The sequence below is a fragment of the Actinomadura fulvescens genome (assembly GCF_039533225.1).
GTDB lineage: Bacteria > Actinomycetota > Actinomycetes > Streptosporangiales > Streptosporangiaceae > Spirillospora > Spirillospora fulvescens.
Genome location: NZ_BAAATD010000006.1, coordinates 198,271 through 216,081, shown reverse-complemented (window position 1 = coordinate 216,081; position 17,811 = coordinate 198,271). Strand labels below are relative to the sequence as shown.

The 17,811-nt window shown below is 71.7% G+C and carries 17 protein-coding genes; 14 read left to right on the top strand and 3 right to left on the bottom strand.

Going from position 1 to position 17,811, the window contains the following annotated elements:
• Window positions 1-13 precede the first annotated feature (13 nt).
• Window positions 14-355: an MmcQ/YjbR family DNA-binding protein gene (locus ABD333_RS23295; protein ID WP_344544081.1), complete on the top strand. Its 342-nt coding sequence runs from the start codon at window positions 14-16 to the stop codon at window positions 353-355.
• Window positions 342-482: a hypothetical protein gene (locus tag ABD333_RS23290; protein WP_344544080.1), complete on the top strand. Its 141-nt coding sequence runs from the start codon at window positions 342-344 to the stop codon at window positions 480-482. Before ABD333_RS23295 ends, ABD333_RS23290 begins: the two co-directional genes overlap by 14 nt.
• Before the next feature lie 3 nt (window positions 483-485).
• Here ABD333_RS23290 and ABD333_RS23285 read toward each other — a convergent pair whose 3' ends face one another.
• Complete coding sequence (locus tag ABD333_RS23285; protein WP_344544079.1) at window positions 486-1,634, bottom strand: NADH-quinone oxidoreductase subunit D; 1,149 nt, start codon at window positions 1,632-1,634, stop codon at window positions 486-488.
• A gap of 102 nt (window positions 1,635-1,736) precedes the next feature.
• On the opposite strand from ABD333_RS23285, the gene ABD333_RS23280 reads away from it, so the two are divergent.
• From ABD333_RS23280 to ABD333_RS23270, 3 genes are all read left to right on the top strand, one after another.
• Entirely contained in the window at window positions 1,737-2,369 is a 633-nt protein-coding gene (locus tag ABD333_RS23280; RefSeq protein WP_344544077.1) for a PH domain-containing protein, read from the top strand.
• Between the two features lie 290 nt (window positions 2,370-2,659).
• Window positions 2,660-3,976 carry a PH domain-containing protein gene (locus ABD333_RS23275; protein ID WP_344544075.1) on the top strand — a complete coding sequence of 439 codons (1,317 nt, stop codon included), beginning with the start codon at window positions 2,660-2,662 and terminating at the stop codon, window positions 3,974-3,976.
• 118 nt (window positions 3,977-4,094) lie between these two features.
• Window positions 4,095-5,303, top strand: a complete 1,209-nt coding sequence (locus ABD333_RS23270) for a cytochrome P450 (protein ID WP_344544073.1) — start codon at window positions 4,095-4,097, stop codon at window positions 5,301-5,303.
• A gap of 11 nt (window positions 5,304-5,314) precedes the next feature.
• Here the strand turns inward: ABD333_RS23270 and ABD333_RS23265 are convergent, their stop codons facing one another.
• Window positions 5,315-6,328: an SAM-dependent methyltransferase gene (locus ABD333_RS23265; RefSeq protein ID WP_344544071.1), complete on the bottom strand. Its 1,014-nt coding sequence runs from the start codon at window positions 6,326-6,328 to the stop codon at window positions 5,315-5,317.
• A gap of 139 nt (window positions 6,329-6,467) precedes the next feature.
• On the opposite strand from ABD333_RS23265, the gene ABD333_RS23260 reads away from it, so the two are divergent.
• The 4 genes from ABD333_RS23260 (at window position 6,468) to ABD333_RS23245 (ending at window position 11,806) form a co-directional block, all read left to right on the top strand.
• The gene (locus ABD333_RS23260) at window positions 6,468-7,637 is read left to right on the top strand and encodes a sensor histidine kinase (RefSeq protein WP_344544069.1); all 1,170 of its coding nucleotides are present in this window, start codon (window positions 6,468-6,470) and stop codon (window positions 7,635-7,637) included.
• Window positions 7,638-7,681: 44 nt separating this feature from the next.
• Entirely contained in the window at window positions 7,682-8,362 is a 681-nt protein-coding gene (locus tag ABD333_RS23255) for a response regulator transcription factor (RefSeq protein WP_344544693.1), read from the top strand.
• Between the two features lie 160 nt (window positions 8,363-8,522).
• Entirely contained in the window at window positions 8,523-9,293 is a 771-nt protein-coding gene (locus tag ABD333_RS23250) for an ABC transporter ATP-binding protein (protein WP_344544067.1), read from the top strand.
• 5 nt (window positions 9,294-9,298) lie between these two features.
• On the top strand, window positions 9,299-11,806 hold the full coding sequence (locus ABD333_RS23245; RefSeq protein ID WP_344544065.1) for an ABC transporter permease: 2,508 nt from the start codon (window positions 9,299-9,301) through the stop codon (window positions 11,804-11,806).
• 157 nt (window positions 11,807-11,963) lie between these two features.
• On the opposite strand, the gene ABD333_RS23240 is transcribed toward ABD333_RS23245, so the two are convergent.
• Window positions 11,964-12,278, bottom strand: coding sequence for a hypothetical protein (locus ABD333_RS23240; RefSeq protein ID WP_344544063.1), 315 nt, complete (start codon window positions 12,276-12,278; stop codon window positions 11,964-11,966).
• 261 nt (window positions 12,279-12,539) lie between these two features.
• On the opposite strand from ABD333_RS23240, the gene ABD333_RS23235 reads away from it, so the two are divergent.
• The 5 genes from ABD333_RS23235 (at window position 12,540) to nadC (ending at window position 17,806) form a co-directional block, all read left to right on the top strand.
• Window positions 12,540-13,478, top strand: coding sequence for a Rossmann-like and DUF2520 domain-containing protein (locus ABD333_RS23235; RefSeq protein WP_344544692.1), 939 nt, complete (start codon window positions 12,540-12,542; stop codon window positions 13,476-13,478).
• Between the two features lie 11 nt (window positions 13,479-13,489).
• A complete protein-coding gene (gene panC / locus ABD333_RS23230; protein ID WP_344544061.1) occupies window positions 13,490-14,356 on the top strand; it encodes a pantoate--beta-alanine ligase in 867 nt (288 codons plus the stop codon).
• On the top strand, window positions 14,357-14,773 hold the full coding sequence (panD, locus tag ABD333_RS23225; RefSeq protein WP_344544059.1) for an aspartate 1-decarboxylase: 417 nt from the start codon (window positions 14,357-14,359) through the stop codon (window positions 14,771-14,773). It begins immediately after the preceding gene.
• A 565-nt stretch (window positions 14,774-15,338) separates the two neighbouring features.
• Window positions 15,339-16,952 (top strand): L-aspartate oxidase, encoded by a 1,614-nt coding sequence (locus tag ABD333_RS23220; RefSeq protein ID WP_410557018.1) that lies wholly within the window; start codon window positions 15,339-15,341, stop codon window positions 16,950-16,952.
• A complete protein-coding gene (nadC, locus tag ABD333_RS47560) occupies window positions 16,949-17,806 on the top strand; it encodes a carboxylating nicotinate-nucleotide diphosphorylase (RefSeq protein ID WP_410557020.1) in 858 nt (285 codons plus the stop codon). The genes ABD333_RS23220 and nadC overlap by 4 nt, the downstream gene beginning before the upstream one ends.
• The last annotated feature ends 5 nt before the right edge of the window (window positions 17,807-17,811 follow it).

Genomic DNA, 17,811 nt, shown 5'->3' with positions numbered 1-17,811 from the left:
GGAGGCCGCCGCCATGCCGTCCGGAGACGACTTCCGCAAGATCGCGCTTGCCCTGCCGGAAGCGGTGGAGAAGGAGACCTGGGGCCACCCCACGTTCCGTGTGCGCGACAAGATGTTCGCCGGGCTCTCCGAGGACGGCACCAGTGCCAGCGTGAAGGCCACCAAGGAGGAGCAGGCGGCGCTGCTCGCCGCCGACCCGGAGACGTTCTCGTTCCCCGACTACGTCGGGCGCCACGGCTGGGTCGGCGTCGACGTCACCCGCGTCGACCTGGGCGAGTTGCGTGACCTGATCACCGAAGCGTGGCGGCTCACCGCCCCCAAACGTGTCGTGAAGGCGTTCGATGCCGGAGCATGACGAGCACCTGGAACTGATCGCCGAGGTCACGAACAGGACGCTGCCGCTCGTGTCGGTGCTCGCGCGGAACGCCGGTCTCGATGTCGACGAGCTCGTGGCGGGCGGGGACGACGGCGCCCGAGGCTGAGGGTTATTTGTCGATGTCGCCGACGACGAAGAACATCGAGCCGAGGATGGCGATCATGTCGGCGACGAGCGTGCCGGGCAGCAGCTCGGACAGGACCTGGATGTTGTTGAACGAGGCGGAGCGCAGCTTCATGCGCCAGGGGGTCTTCTCACCGCGCGAGACCAGGTAGTAGCCGTTGATGCCGAGGGGGTTCTCGGTCCAGGCGTAGGTGTGGCCCTCGGGGACCTTGAGGACCTTCGGCAGCCGCTGGTTGATCGGGCCGGGGGGAAGGTCGACCAGGCGGTCCAGGCAGGCGTCGGCCAGGTCGAGCGACGCGTACACCTGGTCGAGCAGGCACTCGAAACGGGCCAGGCAGTCACCCTCGGCGCGGGTGACCACCCGGACGTCGAGGTCGCCGTAGGCCAGGTACGGCTCGTCCCGGCGCAGGTCGAAGTCCACTCCGGAGGCGCGGGCGATCGGGCCCGAGACCCCGTACTGCAGGATCTGTTCCTCGGTCAGGACGCCCACGCCGCGCGTGCGGGCGCGGAAGATCTCGTTCCCCATGATCAGGTCGGCGATGTCGCTCATGCGCGAGCGGACGTCGGCCACCGCCTCCCGGGCGCGGTGCGTCCAGCCGGCGGGCAGCTCCTCCTTGAGGCCGCCCACCCGGTTGAACATGTAGTGCATGCGGCCGCCGGAGATCTCCTCCATCACCCGCTGGAGGTGCTCGCGTTCCCGGAACGCGTAGAAGATCGGGGTGATCGCGCCCACCTCGAGCGGATACGAGCCGAGGAACATCAGGTGGTTGAGCACCCGGTTGAGCTCGGCGAGCAGGGTGCGGGCCCAGGTCGCGCGCTCGGGCACCTCCATGCCCAGCATGCGTTCGACCGCCAGCACCACGCCGAGCTCATTGGAGAACGCCGACAGCCAGTCATGCCGGTTGGCCAGCACGATGATCTGGCGGAAGTCGCGCACCTCGAAGAGTTTCTCCGCGCCCCGGTGCATGTAGCCGATGATCGGCTCGGCCGACGAGATGCGTTCGCCGTCCAGGGCCAGCCGCAGCCGCAGCACGCCGTGCGTGGACGGGTGCTGTGGCCCGATGTTGAGGGTCATGTCCTCGGTGGCGAGTTCCTTGGCCCCGGCCCCGATGCCGACGATCCGCTCAGTGGTCATGGGCCCGCGTCACCGCCTCCGCCTCTTCGGCTGTCACGCCTGACATCGTGCCATGGACAAGGGCTCGCGGTACTCAGCCGGTTTCGGGTTGACTATGCGGTGATGAATCCGACCCATGATGAGCAACCGCCCTTTTCGGCCCCGGGCGGCGGCGGCCAGAGCGCACCCCCGTACCGCGGTGCGCCCGGGACACAGCCTGCCGGACAGCCGGCGACGGGCGCGGCCCAGGCGCCGCACTACCCGGCCGACCAGGCGTTCACGCCCGGCGGCGGCCTGGCATGGGTGCACATCTCGAAGCGTTTCACCTGGCAACGGCGGATCAGCGCGCTGCTGTGGGCCGTGCCGATCGGGCTCGCCGGCGGCTTCCTGGTGTCGCGCAGCGGCGGCGCGCTGGGCGCGCTCCTCTGGGGCGTCGCCGTGCTGCTGTCGGTCGTGCTCGCCTGGATCGTGGCCGAGCTGGCCTACCGCTCGTGGGGGTACGCGGAGCGCGCGGATGATCTGATCCTGTCGCACGGGGTGTTCGTCAAGCGGCTCATCGTCGTTCCGTACGGGCGGATGCAGTTCGTGGACGTGACGGCGGGCCTGCTGGAGCAGTGGATGGGCGTCGCGACCGTCCGGATGCACACCGCCGCGGCCGCGACCGACGCCGTGATCCCCGGGCTGCCCGCCACCGAGGCGGCCATGCTGCGCGATCGCCTCGCCCAGAAGGGCGAAGAACGGAGCATGGGACTTTGAGCGGCCCCTACGGCCCGCCGCCCCCGAACGGATACGGCCCCCGTCCACCGCACGGCCCGCCCGGGCCAGGCGCCCCTGGTCCACCCGGGCCGCCCGGCGCGCCCGGAGCGCCTGGGCCGCCCCGCGCGCCTGGCCCGTACGGTCCGTACGGCCCTCCAGGGCCTCAGGGGCCGCTTCCGCGTCCGGGACCTCCCTATGGACTACCCCGGGCACCCGGCCCCGTAGGGCCGCCGTACGGCCCGCCGGGCCACGTTCCTCCTGGGATGTACGGTCCGCAGCAGAGGCCGCCGGTGCGCTTCTCGGAGGGCGTCCACCGCCTGCACTGGGCGACCGCCCCGCTGCGCGCGTTCATCATCCTGATCATCTACTTCGTGCTGCTGGGCTTCCCGCTGCTGCTGACCAGGACCGAGCGCGGCGCCACGCTGGCGCTCACTCCCGAGGTGCTCGGCCGGTTCCTGGTCGTGTCGGTGCCGATGGCCGCGATCGCCGTCGCCGCCGGGCTCTGGGGCTGGCTGGGCACGCGTTTCTGGATCACCGGGGACGACCTGGTCGTGGAGACCGGGATGTTGCGCAAGCGCAAGCGCCAGGTGCCGCTGTCGCGCATCCAGGCCATCGACCTGGTCCGGCCGCTGGTGACGCGGGTGTTCTCGCTCGCCGAGGTACGGGTGGAGCTGGCGGGCGGCGAGAAGAGCGAGATCGTGCTCCGCTACCTCGGCAAGGGCGGGGCGCACCAGCTGCGCGCCGAGCTGCTCGCGTTGGCCGCCGGGCTGCCGAGCCACACGCCCGAGGCGCCCGAGCGCCCGCTCTGGCGGGTGGGCCTCGGCACGCTCCTCGGCTCGCTGCTGTTCCGGCTGCCGGTGATCGGGACGGCGGTGCTCTTCGTCTTCTCGCTGGTCTTCCTGGTGGTGTACGCCGAGTTCGGCATGCTCGCGGTCGCCATCCCGGCGCAGCTGGGGCTGATCCGCGCCGTCCTGGCGCCCCTGGTGATGTACGCGAACTTCACCGTGGCGACGTCACCGGACGGTGTGCGGCTCCGCTACGGGCTGCTGGAGACCCGCATGCAGACGGTACCGCCGGGCCGCGTGCAGGCCGTCAGCATCGTGGAGCCGTCGCTCTGGCGCGCGGCCGGATGGGCCCGGCTGGAGGTCACGGTCGCCGGTTACGCGGGTGAACGGCAGGCGCTGTCGTCCGTGCTCCTCCCCGTGGCCCCCCGCCATATCGCCCTCCACCTGGTGTCCCAGGTCTTCCCCGGCACCAACGTGGACGCCGTGGCCCTCGTCCCGTCGTCCTCCAAGGGCGTCTCGCTGGACAAGGCCGACGGCGCGGGCACCGACGACGTGGTGTTCGTGTCCCGCCATGGCTGGCCCTGCCGCCGTACCGATGTGATCGCCCACGCGCGGGCACAGAGCGTGCGCCTCACCACCAACCTCCTGCAACGCGTGCTGGGCCTGGCCACGGTCCATGTGGACGCGCCACCCGGCCCCGTGCACGTGGCCGCAGCCGACCGGGACCTGGGCGAGGCCCGCGCGATCGTCGAGTCCACGGCCCACCGCGCCCAGGCGGCCCGCCGCGCGGGCGGCGATCCCGGCCGCTGGGCCGCCCGCTGAGCCCGCCCCTCTGCCGCTGAGCCGCCTGCTGAGCACATCCGCGCGACCTCGGCCGGAGGCCGCCCGCTGAGACCGCCCGGCATGCGGAGCGGCACCTCGGCGGGCGTAGGGTCCGGTCATGAGCGATGTGGCCTATGACCCGTGGTCGCCCGCCTTCGTGGCCGACCCGTATCCGGCGTTCGCGCGGCTCCGGGCCGAGCGGCCGGTCTTCTTCCACGAGCCCACCGGCCAGTGGGTGATCACCCGGTACGAGGACGTGAGCGCGCTGCTGCGGGATCGGCGGCTGGGGCGGACGTACCTGCACGTGGGAAGCCACGAGGAGTTCGGCCGGGAGCCGGAGGCGGAGTTCCTGAAGCCGTTCTGGGATCTGATCCGCGCCGGGATGCTGGACGTCGAGCCGCCCACGCACACCCGTCTGCGGCGCCTGGTGTCCAAGGCGTTCACCGCCCGCATGGTCGAGGGCCTGCGGCCGATGGTGCGCGGCCTCGCCGAGGAACTGGCCGGGGCGTTCGTCGCCAGGGGCGGCGGTGATCTGCTGGCCGAGGTCGCCGAGCCGCTGCCCGTGAACGTGATCGCCGAGATGCTGGGCGTGCCCGTCGCCGACCGGCACCTGCTGCGGCCCTGGTCCGCCGATATCTGCGGGATGTTCGAGCTCAACCCGTCCGAGGAGGCCCAGCGGACCGCCGTCCGCGCGTCCGTCGAGTTCTCCGGCTACCTGCGGGAGCTGGCGCGCGCCCGCCGGTCGGAGCCGCGGGACGACCTGATCAGCGCGCTGGCGCAGGTCGTGGACGAGGGCGACCGGCTGACCGAGGACGAGCTCGTCGGCACCTGCGTGCTGCTGCTGAACGCGGGCCACGAGGCGACCGTCAACACGACCGGCAACGGCTGGTGGTCGCTGTTCCGCAACCCCGGTGAGCTGGCCCGGATCCGCGCCGACCGGTCGCTGATCCCGAGCGCGGTCGAGGAGCTGATGCGGTACGACACGTCCGCGCCGATGTTCGAGCGCTGGGTCCTGGAGGACATCGAGGTCGGCGGCGTGGAGATCCCGCGCGGCAGCGAGGTCGCCCTCCAGTTCGCCTCGGCCAACCGCGACCCCGCCGTCTTCGCCGACCCCGACCGGTTCGACGCGGGCCGTGATCCCAATCCGCACATCACGTTCGGACTCGGCATCCACTACTGCCTCGGCGCGCCGCTGGCCCGCATCGAGCTGACCGAGTCGTACGGGGCGCTGCTGCGGCTCGCGCCGGATCTGAAGCTCGTCAGCGAACCCGAGTGGAAGCCCGGTTTCGTCCTGCGCGGCCTGCGGTCCCTCCACGTCGAGCCCTGACCACGAGCGGGTCAGACAGGGCTGGGGACGGGCGACAGGATCGCCGGAACGGAGATCCCCACGGACTGGGCTAGCCAGCCGAAGCCGCCGAGGCCGCCTGGATCGGTGAGCTCGGCGTCGTCGCCGGCGGCGCAGAGGGCCCTGACATAGCCGCGGGGATCGCTGTGGGCGAGGTCGATCGGCGGGCGGGTGCCCGACAGGCCGAGCGCGCGGAGGGCGTCACGCTGCGTCGTGAGCAGCGTGCCGGTGACTCCGGCCCGTTCACCGGAGGCGGCGCAGGCGTCCAGGGCCACGTGGGCGGTGACGTCGCAGGAGCCGTCCGGTACGGCGGGCACGGTGGAGCCGTCGCGGTACCCGGTGAGCGTGCCGTAGGGCGGACGGTGCGCGCGGGTGTGGGAGTAGTCCACGGAGACCGCCAGCCCCCCGGCCAGCCGTTCGATCACCGATGACCAGGCCAGGCAGCGCGGATGCCCCAGCTCGGCGCGATCACCGGGCTCCTGCAGCGGCCACCAGCGGGCCAGCCAGTCCAGGTCCTCGGGGGAGGGCTCGGGGCCGGTCCGTTCGGCTCCGGTGGCGGGGGCGACCAGCACCAGGCGCGGGCCCGCCGGGGTCTGCTCCACCACGTCGAGCGCGACGTTGTCCAGCCACTCGTTGGCGATCACGAGGCCGGTGAGGTCGTGCGGCGGCTCGTTCCGCCAGCTGATCCGGTCCGGTACGTCGGACGGGCGCGGCGCGATCTCCACGGCGGTGGGCACGAGCCGTTCGGCCAGCCCGGGCTCGGCCGCCGCGAGGATGTTGATCAGCAGCTCGGCGCGCCCGGCGCCCATGTCGACCACGTCGAGCCGGGGCGGGTGCCCGAGCGCGGTGTCCACCTCGGCCAGCAGGCGGACGAGGGCCGCCGCGAAGCGGGGTGAGGCGTGCACCGAGGTGCGGAAATGTTCGCCGGGCCGCTCACGCCGGTAGAACCCGTCCGTTCCGTACAGCGCGCGCTCCATCGCCGTGCGCCACGTCACCCAAGCAGCCACGGCTGCGACGTTACCGCGCCTGCCCCCGCGTGACCGCCCGTCCTCGCGTGACGGCCCGTCTCGATGGCATCCCGGAGTCGTAGGCGCGTCCGACCTCCGGCTGATACGGCACTGAACTCGGCAAACGTACGCTGAACTCATGCTCGGCAGACTGTGGGAGTGGTGGCGCAGCAAGAAGCCGCTGGTGGACGCGGCGTTCATGTCGCCCCTGCTCCTGGTGTCGATCTTGGCCGCCTGGGACCCGACGGACAAGCTCGGCGTGCCCACGTACACCGTCCTGAGCCTGGCGCTCTGCCTTCCGCTGATCTGGCGGCGGACGTACCCGCGTGCGGTCTTCACCGTCGTGGCGCTGGTGTCGTTCGCCCAGTGGCTGGAGGGCATCACTCCCGTCGCCGGCAACTTCGCCGTGCTCATCGGCATCTACACGCTCGCCGCCGATCAGCCGCGCGTCTGGGGTTTCGCCGCGGCGACCGTGGGCGAGCTGGGGGCCTTGATGGCGGCGCTGCGCTATCCGCCCGGGGCCGGTGAAAAGAAGCAGAGTTTCATCATGCTCTCCATCCTTGTGTGGAGCGTCTGGATCCTCGGCACCTACATCAGCACGCGCCGCGCCTACACGCGTTCGGTCGAGGAACGCGCCGAACGGCTGGAGCGGGAGCGCGACACCGAGGTCCAGATGGCCATGGCAGCCGAACGCGCCCGGATCGCCCGCGAACTGCACGACGTGGTCGCCCACAACGTCAGCGTCATCGTCGTCCAGGCAGACGGTGCCTCGTACGCCATCGAGACCGACACGGCCCGCGCCAAGGAGGCCCTGGAGACGATCTCCGCCACCGGGCGCCAGGCGCTGGCCGAGATGCGGCGGCTGCTGGGCGTGCTGCGCGAGGGCGACGACACCGGCCCGTACGCGCCGCAGCCGGGCGTCGGGCAGCTCGACGAGCTGGTGGAGCAGGTCCGCGCGTCGGGCCTGCCGCTCGACTACGAGGTGACGGGCGAGCCGCGGGAGATGTCGGACGGCCGGCAGCTGACGATCTTCCGGATCGTTCAGGAGGGGCTGACCAACACGCTCAAGCACGCCGGTCCGAAAGCCACGGCACGCGTCCGGCTGCACTACGGTGACGAGGCGGTCGAGGTCCGCATCAGCGACGACGGCCGCGGCGCCGCCGCCGCGGACGACGGCCGGGGACACGGTCTGGCGGGCATGCGGGAACGCGCCGCGGTCTACGGAGGCACCGTCGAGGCGGGCCCGCGTCCGGGCGGGGGCTTCGAGGTGGTCGCGCGGATTCCCGCCCGCGAGGAGGTACGAGCGTGATGGGGACGGACGGAGACGGCATGGGACCGGACGGGAGGCACGGCTTGATCCGCGTGCTGCTGGTCGATGACCAGGAACTGGTACGGGCGGGCTTCAAGATGGTGCTGGACGCCCAGCCGGACGTGGACGTCGTCGGTGAGGCGGGGGACGGGGCCACGGCCCTGGAACTGCTGCGGACGACCCGCGCGGACGTCGTGCTCATGGACGTCCGGATGCCCCGGATGGACGGGATCGAGGCGACGCGGCGGATCACGGCCGACGGCGCCCAGGACGGGCCGAAGGTCATCATCTTGACCACGTTCGACCTCGACGAGTACGCGTTCGCGGCGATCAAGGCGGGAGCGGGCGGCTTCCTGCTCAAGGACGCCGGTCCCGCGCAGCTGATCGAGGCGATCCGCGCCGTGCACTCCGGCGACGCCGTGGTGGCGCCCAGCACGACGAAACGGCTGCTCGACAGGTTCGCGCTGCACCTGCCCGACAAGGAGCAGCAGGCGAGCGGCGCCCTGGACACGCTGACCGACCGGGAGTCGGAGGTGCTGCACCTCGTCGCCCGCGGGCTGTCGAACGCGGAGATCGCCGACCGGCTGTACGTGTCCGAGGCGACGGTCAAGACCCACATGGGCCGCATCCTGATGAAGCTGGGCCTGCGGGACCGCGTCCAGGCGGTCGTCTTCGCGTACGAGTCGGGCATGGTGAAAAGCGGCCAAGGCGACAACCGTCCCTAACGTGTAGATCACGGGTCGGACGGGACCGTACGTCTCAGGTCGTAGGAGGCCCCGCGGGCCAGCCGAAGTGCTGACCCAAAGCGTGGCCGCACGGTCGATGGCGGGGCAGGCGCCGCTCCCTAGCGTGGATCACGACGATGAGATCCACGAAGGAGACGCCGTGACCAGCACGTACACCAGTCCGCCCGCGGGAGGGCCAGCCACCGCCACACCCGCCGTCGTGGCCCGCGAGGTGAGCAAGGTGTACGGGACGGGTGACGCCGCCGTGCACGCGCTGCGCGGGGTCAGCGTGGGGTTCGCCAAGGGCGCCTTCACCGCGATCATGGGACCGTCGGGATCCGGCAAGTCCACGCTCATGCACTGCCTGGCCGGGCTCGACACGGTCAGCGGCGGCCAGGTCATGCTGGGCGACTCCGAGATCACCGGGCTCAACGACAAGCAGCTCACGCTGCTGCGCCGTGACCGCGTCGGATTCGTCTTCCAGGCGTTCAACCTGCTGCCCACGCTGACCGCCGAGCAGAACATCCTGCTGCCGCTGGAGCTGTCGGGGCGCAAGCTGCACCGGCCGTGGTTCGACCAGGTCGTGGAGGTCGTCGGCCTGCGCGACCGGCTCGGCCACCGTCCGAACGAGCTGTCGGGCGGCCAGCAGCAGCGGGTCGCGTGCGCCCGCGCGCTGGTCGCGCGGCCCGAGGTGATCTTCGCGGACGAGCCCACCGGCAATCTGGACTCCCGGTCGGGCGCCGAGGTGCTGAGCTTCCTGCGCTCGTCCGTGCGCGAGATGGGCCAGACGATCGTCATGGTCACCCACGACCCGGTCGCCGCCTCGTACGCCGACCGCGTGGTCTTCCTGCGCGACGGCCTGATCGTCAGCGAGATCTTCCAGCCGACGCCGGACGCCGTGCTCGACCGGCTCAAGAGCCTCGAAGGCTGAGCGCGATGCTGAAGACCACACTCGCGGGCCTGCGCGCCCACAAGCTGCGGCTGCTCCTCACCGGGCTGGCCATCACCCTCGGCGTCGGCTTCATCGGCGGCACGTTCGTCCTGACCGACTCGATGGAGAAGGGCGTCGACAAGAAGTTCGCCCGGTCGGCCGACAAGGTCGACGTCGCCGTACTGCCCAAGCCGTCGGCGAAGGACGAGGGGCTCCCGGCCGCTCTGCTGGACAGGATCCGGGCGCTGCCCGGCGTGACCGAGGCACAGGGCGCGGTGCGCGGCGACGCGCCGCTCGTCGGCAAGGACGGCAAGGTGGTCGGCGACATGCCGACCATCGGGCTCTCGGTGCCGGGCGGGCGGCTGCAGCGGCACGAGCTCGACGAGGGCCGGGCACCCGCCGCGCCGAACGAGGCGGTCGTCGACACCAAGACCGCCGACCGTGAGGGCTTCACGGTCGGCCAGTCGATCACCGTGCTGGACGAGCGGCGCACCCCGCACCGGTTCACGCTGGTCGGGATCGCCGACTTCGGCATCGACCCGGACGCGGCGTACCAGGGCGCGGTGGGCTTCGACACCGCCACCGCGGTGCGGATGACGGGCAGGACGACCTTCGAGGAGATCGACGTCGCGGGCGGGAGCGTCGAGGCCGTCGCCAGGGCCGTCGGCGGCTCGGCCGACGTGCTGACCGGCGCGAAGCTCGGCGAGCGCCTGGCGACGAGCGCCGGCGCCGACATGAAGATCATCCGGAACGGTCTGCTGATCTTCGGGCTGGTCTCGCTGGTGGTGTCCGCGCTGGTCATCTACAACACGTTCTCGATCCTCATCGCCCAGCGGATGCGCGAGATGGCGCTGCTGCGCTGTGTCGGCGCCACCCGGCGGCAGATCTTCGGGAGCGTGCTGACCGAGTCCGCGGTCGTCGGGCTCGTCGGCTCGGTCACCGGCCTGGTCGCCGGGCTCGGCCTCGGCGGCGGGGCGCTGGCCCTGTTCAACGCGCTCGGCGCGGACATCCCGACGGCCGCGGTCACGCTGGCGCCGCGGACGATCCTGGTGGGCCTGGTGATCGGCGTCGTCGTCACCGTGCTCTCCGCGCTGCTGCCCGCCCGCGCCGCCACCCGCGTCGCGCCCATCGCCGCGCTGCGCACCGACCTGGAGCCGGGCAGCGGGCGGTTCCGGCTGGGCTGGCTCCGGACGGTCGCCGCCGCGCTCTTCGGACTCGGCGGGCTGGGCCTCGGGGTGTACGGCGCGCTGGTGATGGACAAGGGCGAGATCGCGATGTTCACGGTCGCGCTGTCGGGCGGCCTGGTCTTCCTCGCGGTGATCACGTTGATGCCCGCGCTCGTCCGCCCGCTCGGCCGGCTGGCCGGGGCGATCCCGGCGCGGCTCGGCGGCGTGCCCGGCCGGCTCGCGGTGGAGAACGCGCGCCGCTCGCCACGCCGTACCGCCACCACGACCATCGCGCTGACCATCGGCGTCGGCCTGATGAGCCTGTTCGCGGTGGTCGCCGCCAGCGGCAAGGCCACCTCCGACGCCAGGCTGGCGAAGCAGTTCCCCGTCGACTACCAGCTGATGACGCAGTTCAGCGGGGGCGACAGGGACGATGAGCCGGTGCCGCGGGCCCTCGCCGAGGCCCTGCGCAAGGTGCCGCAGGTCGCCACCGTCACCGAGGTGCGAACGCAGGAGACGATGGTCGGAGGCACCGAGGAGCACGTCGGCACCGTCACGCCCTCGTCGCTCGGCACGGTGGTCAAGCCGGAGTTCGCCACCGGGTCGCTGGCGGACCTGCGGCCGGGCACGGTCGCCGTGGACGACGGGACCGCGGCGGACCACGGCCTGCGGCTCGGTCAGACGGTGCAGATCAAGACCCGTCGGGGGGACGTCCCGCTGAAGGTCATCGGCACGTTCGGCACCGACGCCCCCGTACCGCCCTTCCTGGTGACCGAAGGGGAGTTCGACCGCCACTTCGCCGTGCGGGACCCGCGAATGATCTTTGTCAACGCCAGGGAGGGGGCCGCCGGCGAGGGCGCGCGGACCGCCGTGGAGAAGGCCGCCCAGCCGTACCCGACCGTCAAGGTGACCTCGTCGGCCGAACTGCGCGAGCAGTTCACCAAGGCCATCGACATGATCCTGATGATCTTCGGTGGGCTGCTCGGGCTGGCGATCATCATCGCGCTGTTCGGCATCGCCAACACGCTGACCCTGTCGGTGGTGGAACGGACGCGGGAGTCGGCGCTGCTGCGCGCCCTCGGCATCACCAAACGCCAGCTGCGCCGGATGCTCTCGGTCGAGGCCCTCGTCATGGCGGTGATCGGAGCGTTCACCGGCGTGGTTTTGGGCATCGCGTTCGGATGGGCCGCCACGACCGCGATGGCCGAGAGCTCCGTCTTCGCCCTGCCTTGGCTGCAGGTGATCGGGTTCGTGGTCCTCGCGGGCCTGGCCGGGATGGCCGCCGCCGTCCTCCCCGCCCGCCGCGCGGCCAAGGCCTCGATCGTGGAGTCGCTAGCCCACGACTGACCCACGGACACGGCAGGGCAGCCACGACAACGGTGGGGCAGTCACGACAACGGTGGGGCAGTCACGACAACGGTGGGGCGGGGCCGGACACGGCTCCGCCCCACCGCGTGGGTGGGGCGGAGCGATGTCCCTTGGAGAGCTGAGCCTCCGTTACCGGCTACCAGCCGCCGGGCCAGCCTTTGCCGAAGCCCACCCCGCCCCAGGGGCCGCCGCCTGGACCGCCCTGCGGGCCGCCCTCAGGGCCGCCGCCCGGCCCGCCGGGGCCGCCGTTCTCGACGCTGCTGTCGCAGTGGGTGACGCCCTGGGTCGAGTACGGGACGCCGCCACAGTTGGCGATGTACTCGCCGAACTGCACGACGTAGGTGGTGTTGCCGGGGCCGTCGCCCGGATCGGCGTAGGCGGGAGCGGCCAGGAAGGTGGCTCCGGCGATGGTGGCGGTGACCACACCGGTCGTGAGGACTGTCTTGATCACGCTGGGCTCCATCTCGTGGAAGGGCGGAGCGCCCTGGCTTCACTGTGCATGACGGCCGTCGCACCCAGAGTTACCCTTCGCTGCTGATCATCGGCAAGGTTCCGCCCGCCACTCTCACTGTGGGGCCGATGGTTGGTATTACATTCAGTAGTCACATGGTCACCGAACCGAGATGGCGAGCGTCACGATGTGCCGTCCTGGACCTCGCGGGTACGCTGGTCGCGCACGTCCGGTACCTACCTTGAGGACTGGAACGAGGACATGGACTCTGGAGTCACGCCTTCCTCCGGCACGCCCGGAAACGGCTCGGTCGGCGCGCCCACCCCCGAGGACCGCCCCGCGCGCCTGTCCGTGGGCGTCGTCGGCGCGGGCCGCGTGGGCACCGCGCTGGCCCAGGCGCTCGCCCTGGCCGGGCATCGGGTCGTCGCCGCCACCGCGGTGTCCGAGGGCTCACGCCGCAGAGCCGAGGAACGGCTCCCCGGCGCCGAACTGGTCACCCCGCAAGAGGTGGTGGCGGCCGCCGACCTGGTCCTGCTGACCGTTCCTGACGACGCCCTGCCGGAGCTGGCCGTCGGGCTCGCCGCCACCGGCGTCCCGGTCGGCGGCAAGCTGGTGGTGCACACGAGCGGCCGGTACGGGACCGCCGTGCTGGATCCGGTGACTCGCGCCGGGGCTCTGCCGCTCGCGCTGCACCCGGTCATGACGTTCACCGGACGTCCGGACGACCTCAACCGGCTCACGGGCATCTCGTTCGGCGTGACCGCCCCCGACCCGCTCCGGCCGGTGGCCGAGGCGCTGGTGCTGGAGATGGGCGGCGAACCGTCCTGGATCACCGAGGAGCACCGCCCGCTGTACCACGCCGCGCTGGCCGGAGGCGCGAACCACCTGGTCACGCTGGTCGTCGAGACCATGGACCTGCTGCGTTCGGCAGGGGTGGCCGAGCCCGGCCGCATGCTCGGACCGCTCCTCGGCGCCGCGCTCGACAACGCCCTGCGCCTCGGCATCGACGGCCTGACCGGCCCGGTCGCCCGCGGTGACGCCGGCACGGTGGCCGGCCACGTGGAAGAGCTCGCCCGCGTCTCGCCCGCCGGCCTGCGCGCGTACGTGGCGCTGGCCCGGCTCACCGCCGACCGTGCGCTCGGCGCCGGGATGCTCAAGCCCGAGGACGCCGAACGGCTCCTCGAAGTGCTGGCCGACTGAGAGGGGGCCTGGTGACACCCGTCATCGCCAAGAGCCGTGAGGAGCTGGCGGCCGTCCGTTCCGGGGTACGGGGGACCGTGGCGCTCGTACCGACCATGGGCGCCCTGCACGAGGGGCACCGCTCGCTGATCCGCAAGGCCCGGGGCCTGGCGGACGTCGTGGCGGTGAGCATCTTCGTCAATCCCCTCCAGTTCGGGCCGGGAGAGGACCTGGACCGCTATCCCCGGACGTTCGCCGACGACATCGAGGCCTGCGCGGCGGAGGGCGTGGACATCGTCTTCGCCCCCACGCGGGAGGTGATGTATCCCCGCGAGCCCCAGGTCACGATCGATCCCGGGCCGATGGGCGAGATCGTGGAAGGGGAGACCCGGCCGGGGCACTTCGCCGGAATGCTCACGGTCGTGATGAAGTTGTTCAACCTGGTGCGTCCCGACGTCGCCGTGTTCGGGGAGAAGGACGCCCAGCAGCTCGCCATGATCCGCCGGATGGTCGCCGACCTGGACGTTCCGGTACGGGTCGTGGGTGCCCCGACCGTGCGGGAGCTCGACGGGCTGGCGTTGTCGAGCCGCAACCGCTACCTCTCCGAAACCGAGCGGCAGACCGCGCTGGCACTGTCGCAGGCCCTCCAGGCCGGGGCCGACGCGGTGGGACACGGACCGGCCGCCGTGGTCAGTGCGGCCCGGGCCGTGCTCGACAAGGCGGCCTCCGCCGAGCCGCCCCTGGCGCTGGACTACCTGGCCTTGGTCGACCCGTTGACCTTCACCGAGATCCTCGCCGGCCACACCGGCGAGGCCGTCCTGGCCGTGGCGGGCCGGGTCGGCTCCACCCACCTCATCGACAACGTTCCCTTGATGTTCGGCACCCCCAAGGAGTCCTAGATGTTCCGGACGATGTTCAAGTCGAAGATCCACCGCGCCACGGTGACCCAGGCCGACCTGCACTACGTGGGCTCGCTCACCATCGACCGGGACCTCATGGACGCCGCCGACCTGCTGCCGGGCGAGCAGGTGCACGTCGTCGACATCGACAACGGCGCCCGGCTGGAGACCTACCTGATCGCGGGCGAGCGCGGCTCCGGCGTGATCGGCATCAACGGCGCAGCCGCCCGCCTCGTCCAGCCCGGCGACCTCGTGATCATCATCAGCTACGCCCAGCTGAGCGACGCCGACGCCCGCGCCTTCCAGCCCCGAGTCGTCCACGTCGACCGCGACAACAAGATCGTCTCCCTGGGCTCCGACCCCGGCGAACCCGTCCCCGGCTCCCCCCAACTCCGCGGCGACCTAATCCACGGCTAACCTCCTCGCACGGCCGCCCACCCAACCCCCTGGGCGTGCCCCACCCCCACACGGCAGCCTCATGCCCCCGCAGGGCCCCTTCGCGCTCGCCCAGTCCGACCAGGCCGAAGCCGCCCGACGGCATTCGGCGGCCACCTATAGGACAACGCCATGCGGGGGCCTGGCTATACGCGCGCGCATATGGCTCCCTCGGGTGCGGCTGACTTTCCTTGCGAGGCAGATGCGGCTGACCCGATGTGCGGCCGAACGATTCGACGGCGTGCCTCGTACGCGGCTGGCCATCTTGCGCATGGTTGACGTTCGCGTGGCGTGGCCGTGGGCCATCTGTCGCAGTCGCCCGTCTCGCTACCTTGCACGCGGCGGACTTGGTTGTGCGTGGCGCGGGTGTGTGATTGGTCACCTCGTCCCCGTGTGCGGCTTGCATTCGTGTGCGTAGCAGGGGCCTTGATGGGTGGGTTTGTTGGTGGGGTGGAGGTGCGGGTGGGTGATTTCGGGCTGCCCGGGGCGTAACGGTTATCCAGGGTTAATGTCACAATGACGAGAACGAATCCCTGGAGGAGGGCACATGATCCCTCGACTGCTCGCCGCCCCTGAGCCGGGCTGGACCGTGGAGGCGGACGTCGTCGTGGTCGGTTCCGGCATCGCGGGCCTTGTCACCGCGTTGCGTTGCCGTTCGCACGGCCGGGTTCTGCTCGTCACGAAGGCCTTGCTGGACGAGGGCTCCACCCGGTGGGCGCAGGGCGGCATCGCCGCCGCACTCGGCCCCGACGACAGTCCCGAGGAGCATCTCACCGACACCCTGACGGCGGGCGTCGGGCTCTGCGACGAGGGGGCCGTGCGGACGCTCGTTACGGAGGGGCCCGGGGCGGTTCGGCGGCTTATCGAGGTCGGGACCGAGTTCGACCGTACGGCCGAAGGCGAGGTCGCGCTCACTCGTGAGGGCGGGCACCATCGGCGGCGCATCGCCCATGCGGGTGGCGACGCCACCGGGGCCGAGATCAGCCGGGCTCTGCTCGCCGCGCTCAAGGAATCGGACATCGAGGTCATCGAGCACGCGCTCGTTCTCGATCTGCTCATCGACGAAGGGCGGGCGGCCGGGATCACGCTGCACGTCATGGGGGAGGGGCAGCCGGGCGGGGTCGGCGCCGTGCGTGCGTCTGCGGTCGTCCTTGCCACCGGGGGTTTGGGGCAGGTGTTCTCGGCGACCACCAATCCGTCCGTCTCGACCGGTGACGGGGTGGCGCTCGCGCTGCGGGCCGGGGCGGCGGTCACCGACCTGGAGTTCGTGCAGTTCCACCCGACCGTCCTGTGGCTCGGGGACGGCGCGCGGGGGCAGCAGCCGCTGATCTCCGAGGCCGTGCGGGGTGAGGGCGCCCACTTGATCGACCACTCCGGTGCACGGTTCATGGTCGGCCGCCATGATCTCGCCGAGCTCGCGCCGCGTGACGTGGTGGCCAAGGGGATCATGACCCGGATGCGCGAGTCCGGCGCGTCGCACATGCTGTTGGACGGCCGCCACCTGGGCGCTCGCACGTGGGAGAGCCGCTTCCCGACGATCCTCGCGGCCTGCCGCCACCACGGCATCGATCCCGTCGTGGAGCCGATCCCGGTGGTCCCGGCCGCCCATTACGCCAGCGGCGGCATCCGTACCGACCTGAACGGGCGTACGTCGGTGCCGGGACTGTACGCATGCGGCGAGGTGGCCTGCACGGGTGTGCACGGCGCCAACCGGCTCGCCTCCAACTCCCTCTTGGAGGGTCTGGTCTTCGCCGAACGGATCGCCGCGGCCATCGCCACGGTGCCCGGTCGCGGCGTCGCCGAAAGCAGGTTCACGGGAGGCGGTCTGCTGGACCCGTCATCGCGCGGTGAGATCCAGCGGATCATGACGTCGTACGCGGGTGTCCTGCGGAATGCCGAGGGGCTGGCCGCGGCGGAGCGGGAGCTCGCCGGGATGGCGGCCGGCGCCGCTCGCGTGGCGCCTTGCGTCGAGGCCTGGGAGGTCACCAACCTGCACACGGTGGCCACGGCGATCGTCGCGGCCGCGCGGAGGCGGGCGGAGACCCGGGGGAGCCACTGGCGTGAGGACTTCCCGGAACGCGACGACGCGGGCTGGCGCGGCCATCTGGTCACCCGCCTCACCGACGAGGGCCTGGCCACCGACTACGAGGAGATGACATGACGCCGGAACTGCAGGGACGTCTGACGGGCGCCGGGCTCGATCCACAGGCTGTGGAAAACCTTGTCCGGACCGCGCTCGACGAGGACGGCCCGGTCGACGTCACCAGCGAGCCGATCTTCGCGCCGGAGGACCTCGCGAGCGGGGACTTCACGGCGCGCGAGGACGGGATCGTCGCGGGCGTCCCGGTGGCCGAGGTCGTCTTCGAGGCCCTGGACATCACGTACACGGCCAAGGCGTCCGATGGTGAGCACGTTGTGGCGGGCCAGGTACTGATCTCTGTCCACGGGCCGACGCGCGCCGTCCTGCGTGCCGAGCGGATCGCCCTCAACCTCCTCACCCATCTGTCCGGCATCGCCACCGCCACCGGGCACTGGGTGGAGGCCATGGAGGGCACGAAGGCGAAGGTGCGCGACAGCCGCAAGACGCTGCCGGGCCTGCGCGCCCTGCAGAAGTACGCGGTGCGCTGCGGCGGCGGGGTCAACCACCGGATGGGCCTGCACGACTCCGCGTTGATCAAGGACAACCACGTGGCGGCCGCGGGTTCGGTCACCGCCGCGTACCGGGCGATCCGCGACGTCTACCCGTCCCTGCACATCCAGGTCGAATGCGACACCCTCGCTCAGGTCGAGGAGGCGCTGGCGGTCGGCGCCCGTTCGATCCTGCTGGACAACATGACGTTCGATCAGATGCGCGAAGCGGTGCGTCTCGTGAACGGCCGGGCCGAGCTGGAGGCGAGCGGCGGACTGACTTTGGACAGGGCCCGAGACGTGGCCGTGACCGGTGTGGACTACCTTGCAGTAGGTGCGCTGACCCACTCGGCGCGCGTGCTCGACATCGGCCTTGACTTCACCTGACCAGC

Bases quoted from the DNA above. Each gene is read 5' to 3' on its own strand.
- ABD333_RS23295 (WP_344544081.1), top strand. From the start codon at position 14: ATGCCGTCCGGAGACGACTTCCGCAAGATCGCGCTTGCCCTGCCGGAA.
- ABD333_RS23290 (WP_344544080.1), top strand. From the start codon at position 342: ATGCCGGAGCATGACGAGCACCTGGAACTGATCGCCGAGGTCACGAAC.
- ABD333_RS23285 (WP_344544079.1), bottom strand. From the start codon at position 1,634: ATGACCACTGAGCGGATCGTCGGCATCGGGGCCGGGGCCAAGGAACTC.
- ABD333_RS23280 (WP_344544077.1), top strand. From the start codon at position 1,737: ATGAATCCGACCCATGATGAGCAACCGCCCTTTTCGGCCCCGGGCGGC.
- ABD333_RS23270 (WP_344544073.1), top strand. From the start codon at position 4,095: ATGAGCGATGTGGCCTATGACCCGTGGTCGCCCGCCTTCGTGGCCGAC.
- ABD333_RS23260 (WP_344544069.1), top strand. From the start codon at position 6,468: ATGCTCGGCAGACTGTGGGAGTGGTGGCGCAGCAAGAAGCCGCTGGTG.
- ABD333_RS23245 (WP_344544065.1), top strand. From the start codon at position 9,299: ATGCTGAAGACCACACTCGCGGGCCTGCGCGCCCACAAGCTGCGGCTG.
- ABD333_RS23235 (WP_344544692.1), top strand. From the start codon at position 12,540: ATGGACTCTGGAGTCACGCCTTCCTCCGGCACGCCCGGAAACGGCTCG.
- panD (WP_344544059.1), top strand. From the start codon at position 14,357: ATGTTCCGGACGATGTTCAAGTCGAAGATCCACCGCGCCACGGTGACC.
- ABD333_RS23220 (WP_410557018.1), top strand. From the start codon at position 15,339: ATGATCCCTCGACTGCTCGCCGCCCCTGAGCCGGGCTGGACCGTGGAG.
- nadC (WP_410557020.1), top strand. From the start codon at position 16,949: ATGACGCCGGAACTGCAGGGACGTCTGACGGGCGCCGGGCTCGATCCA.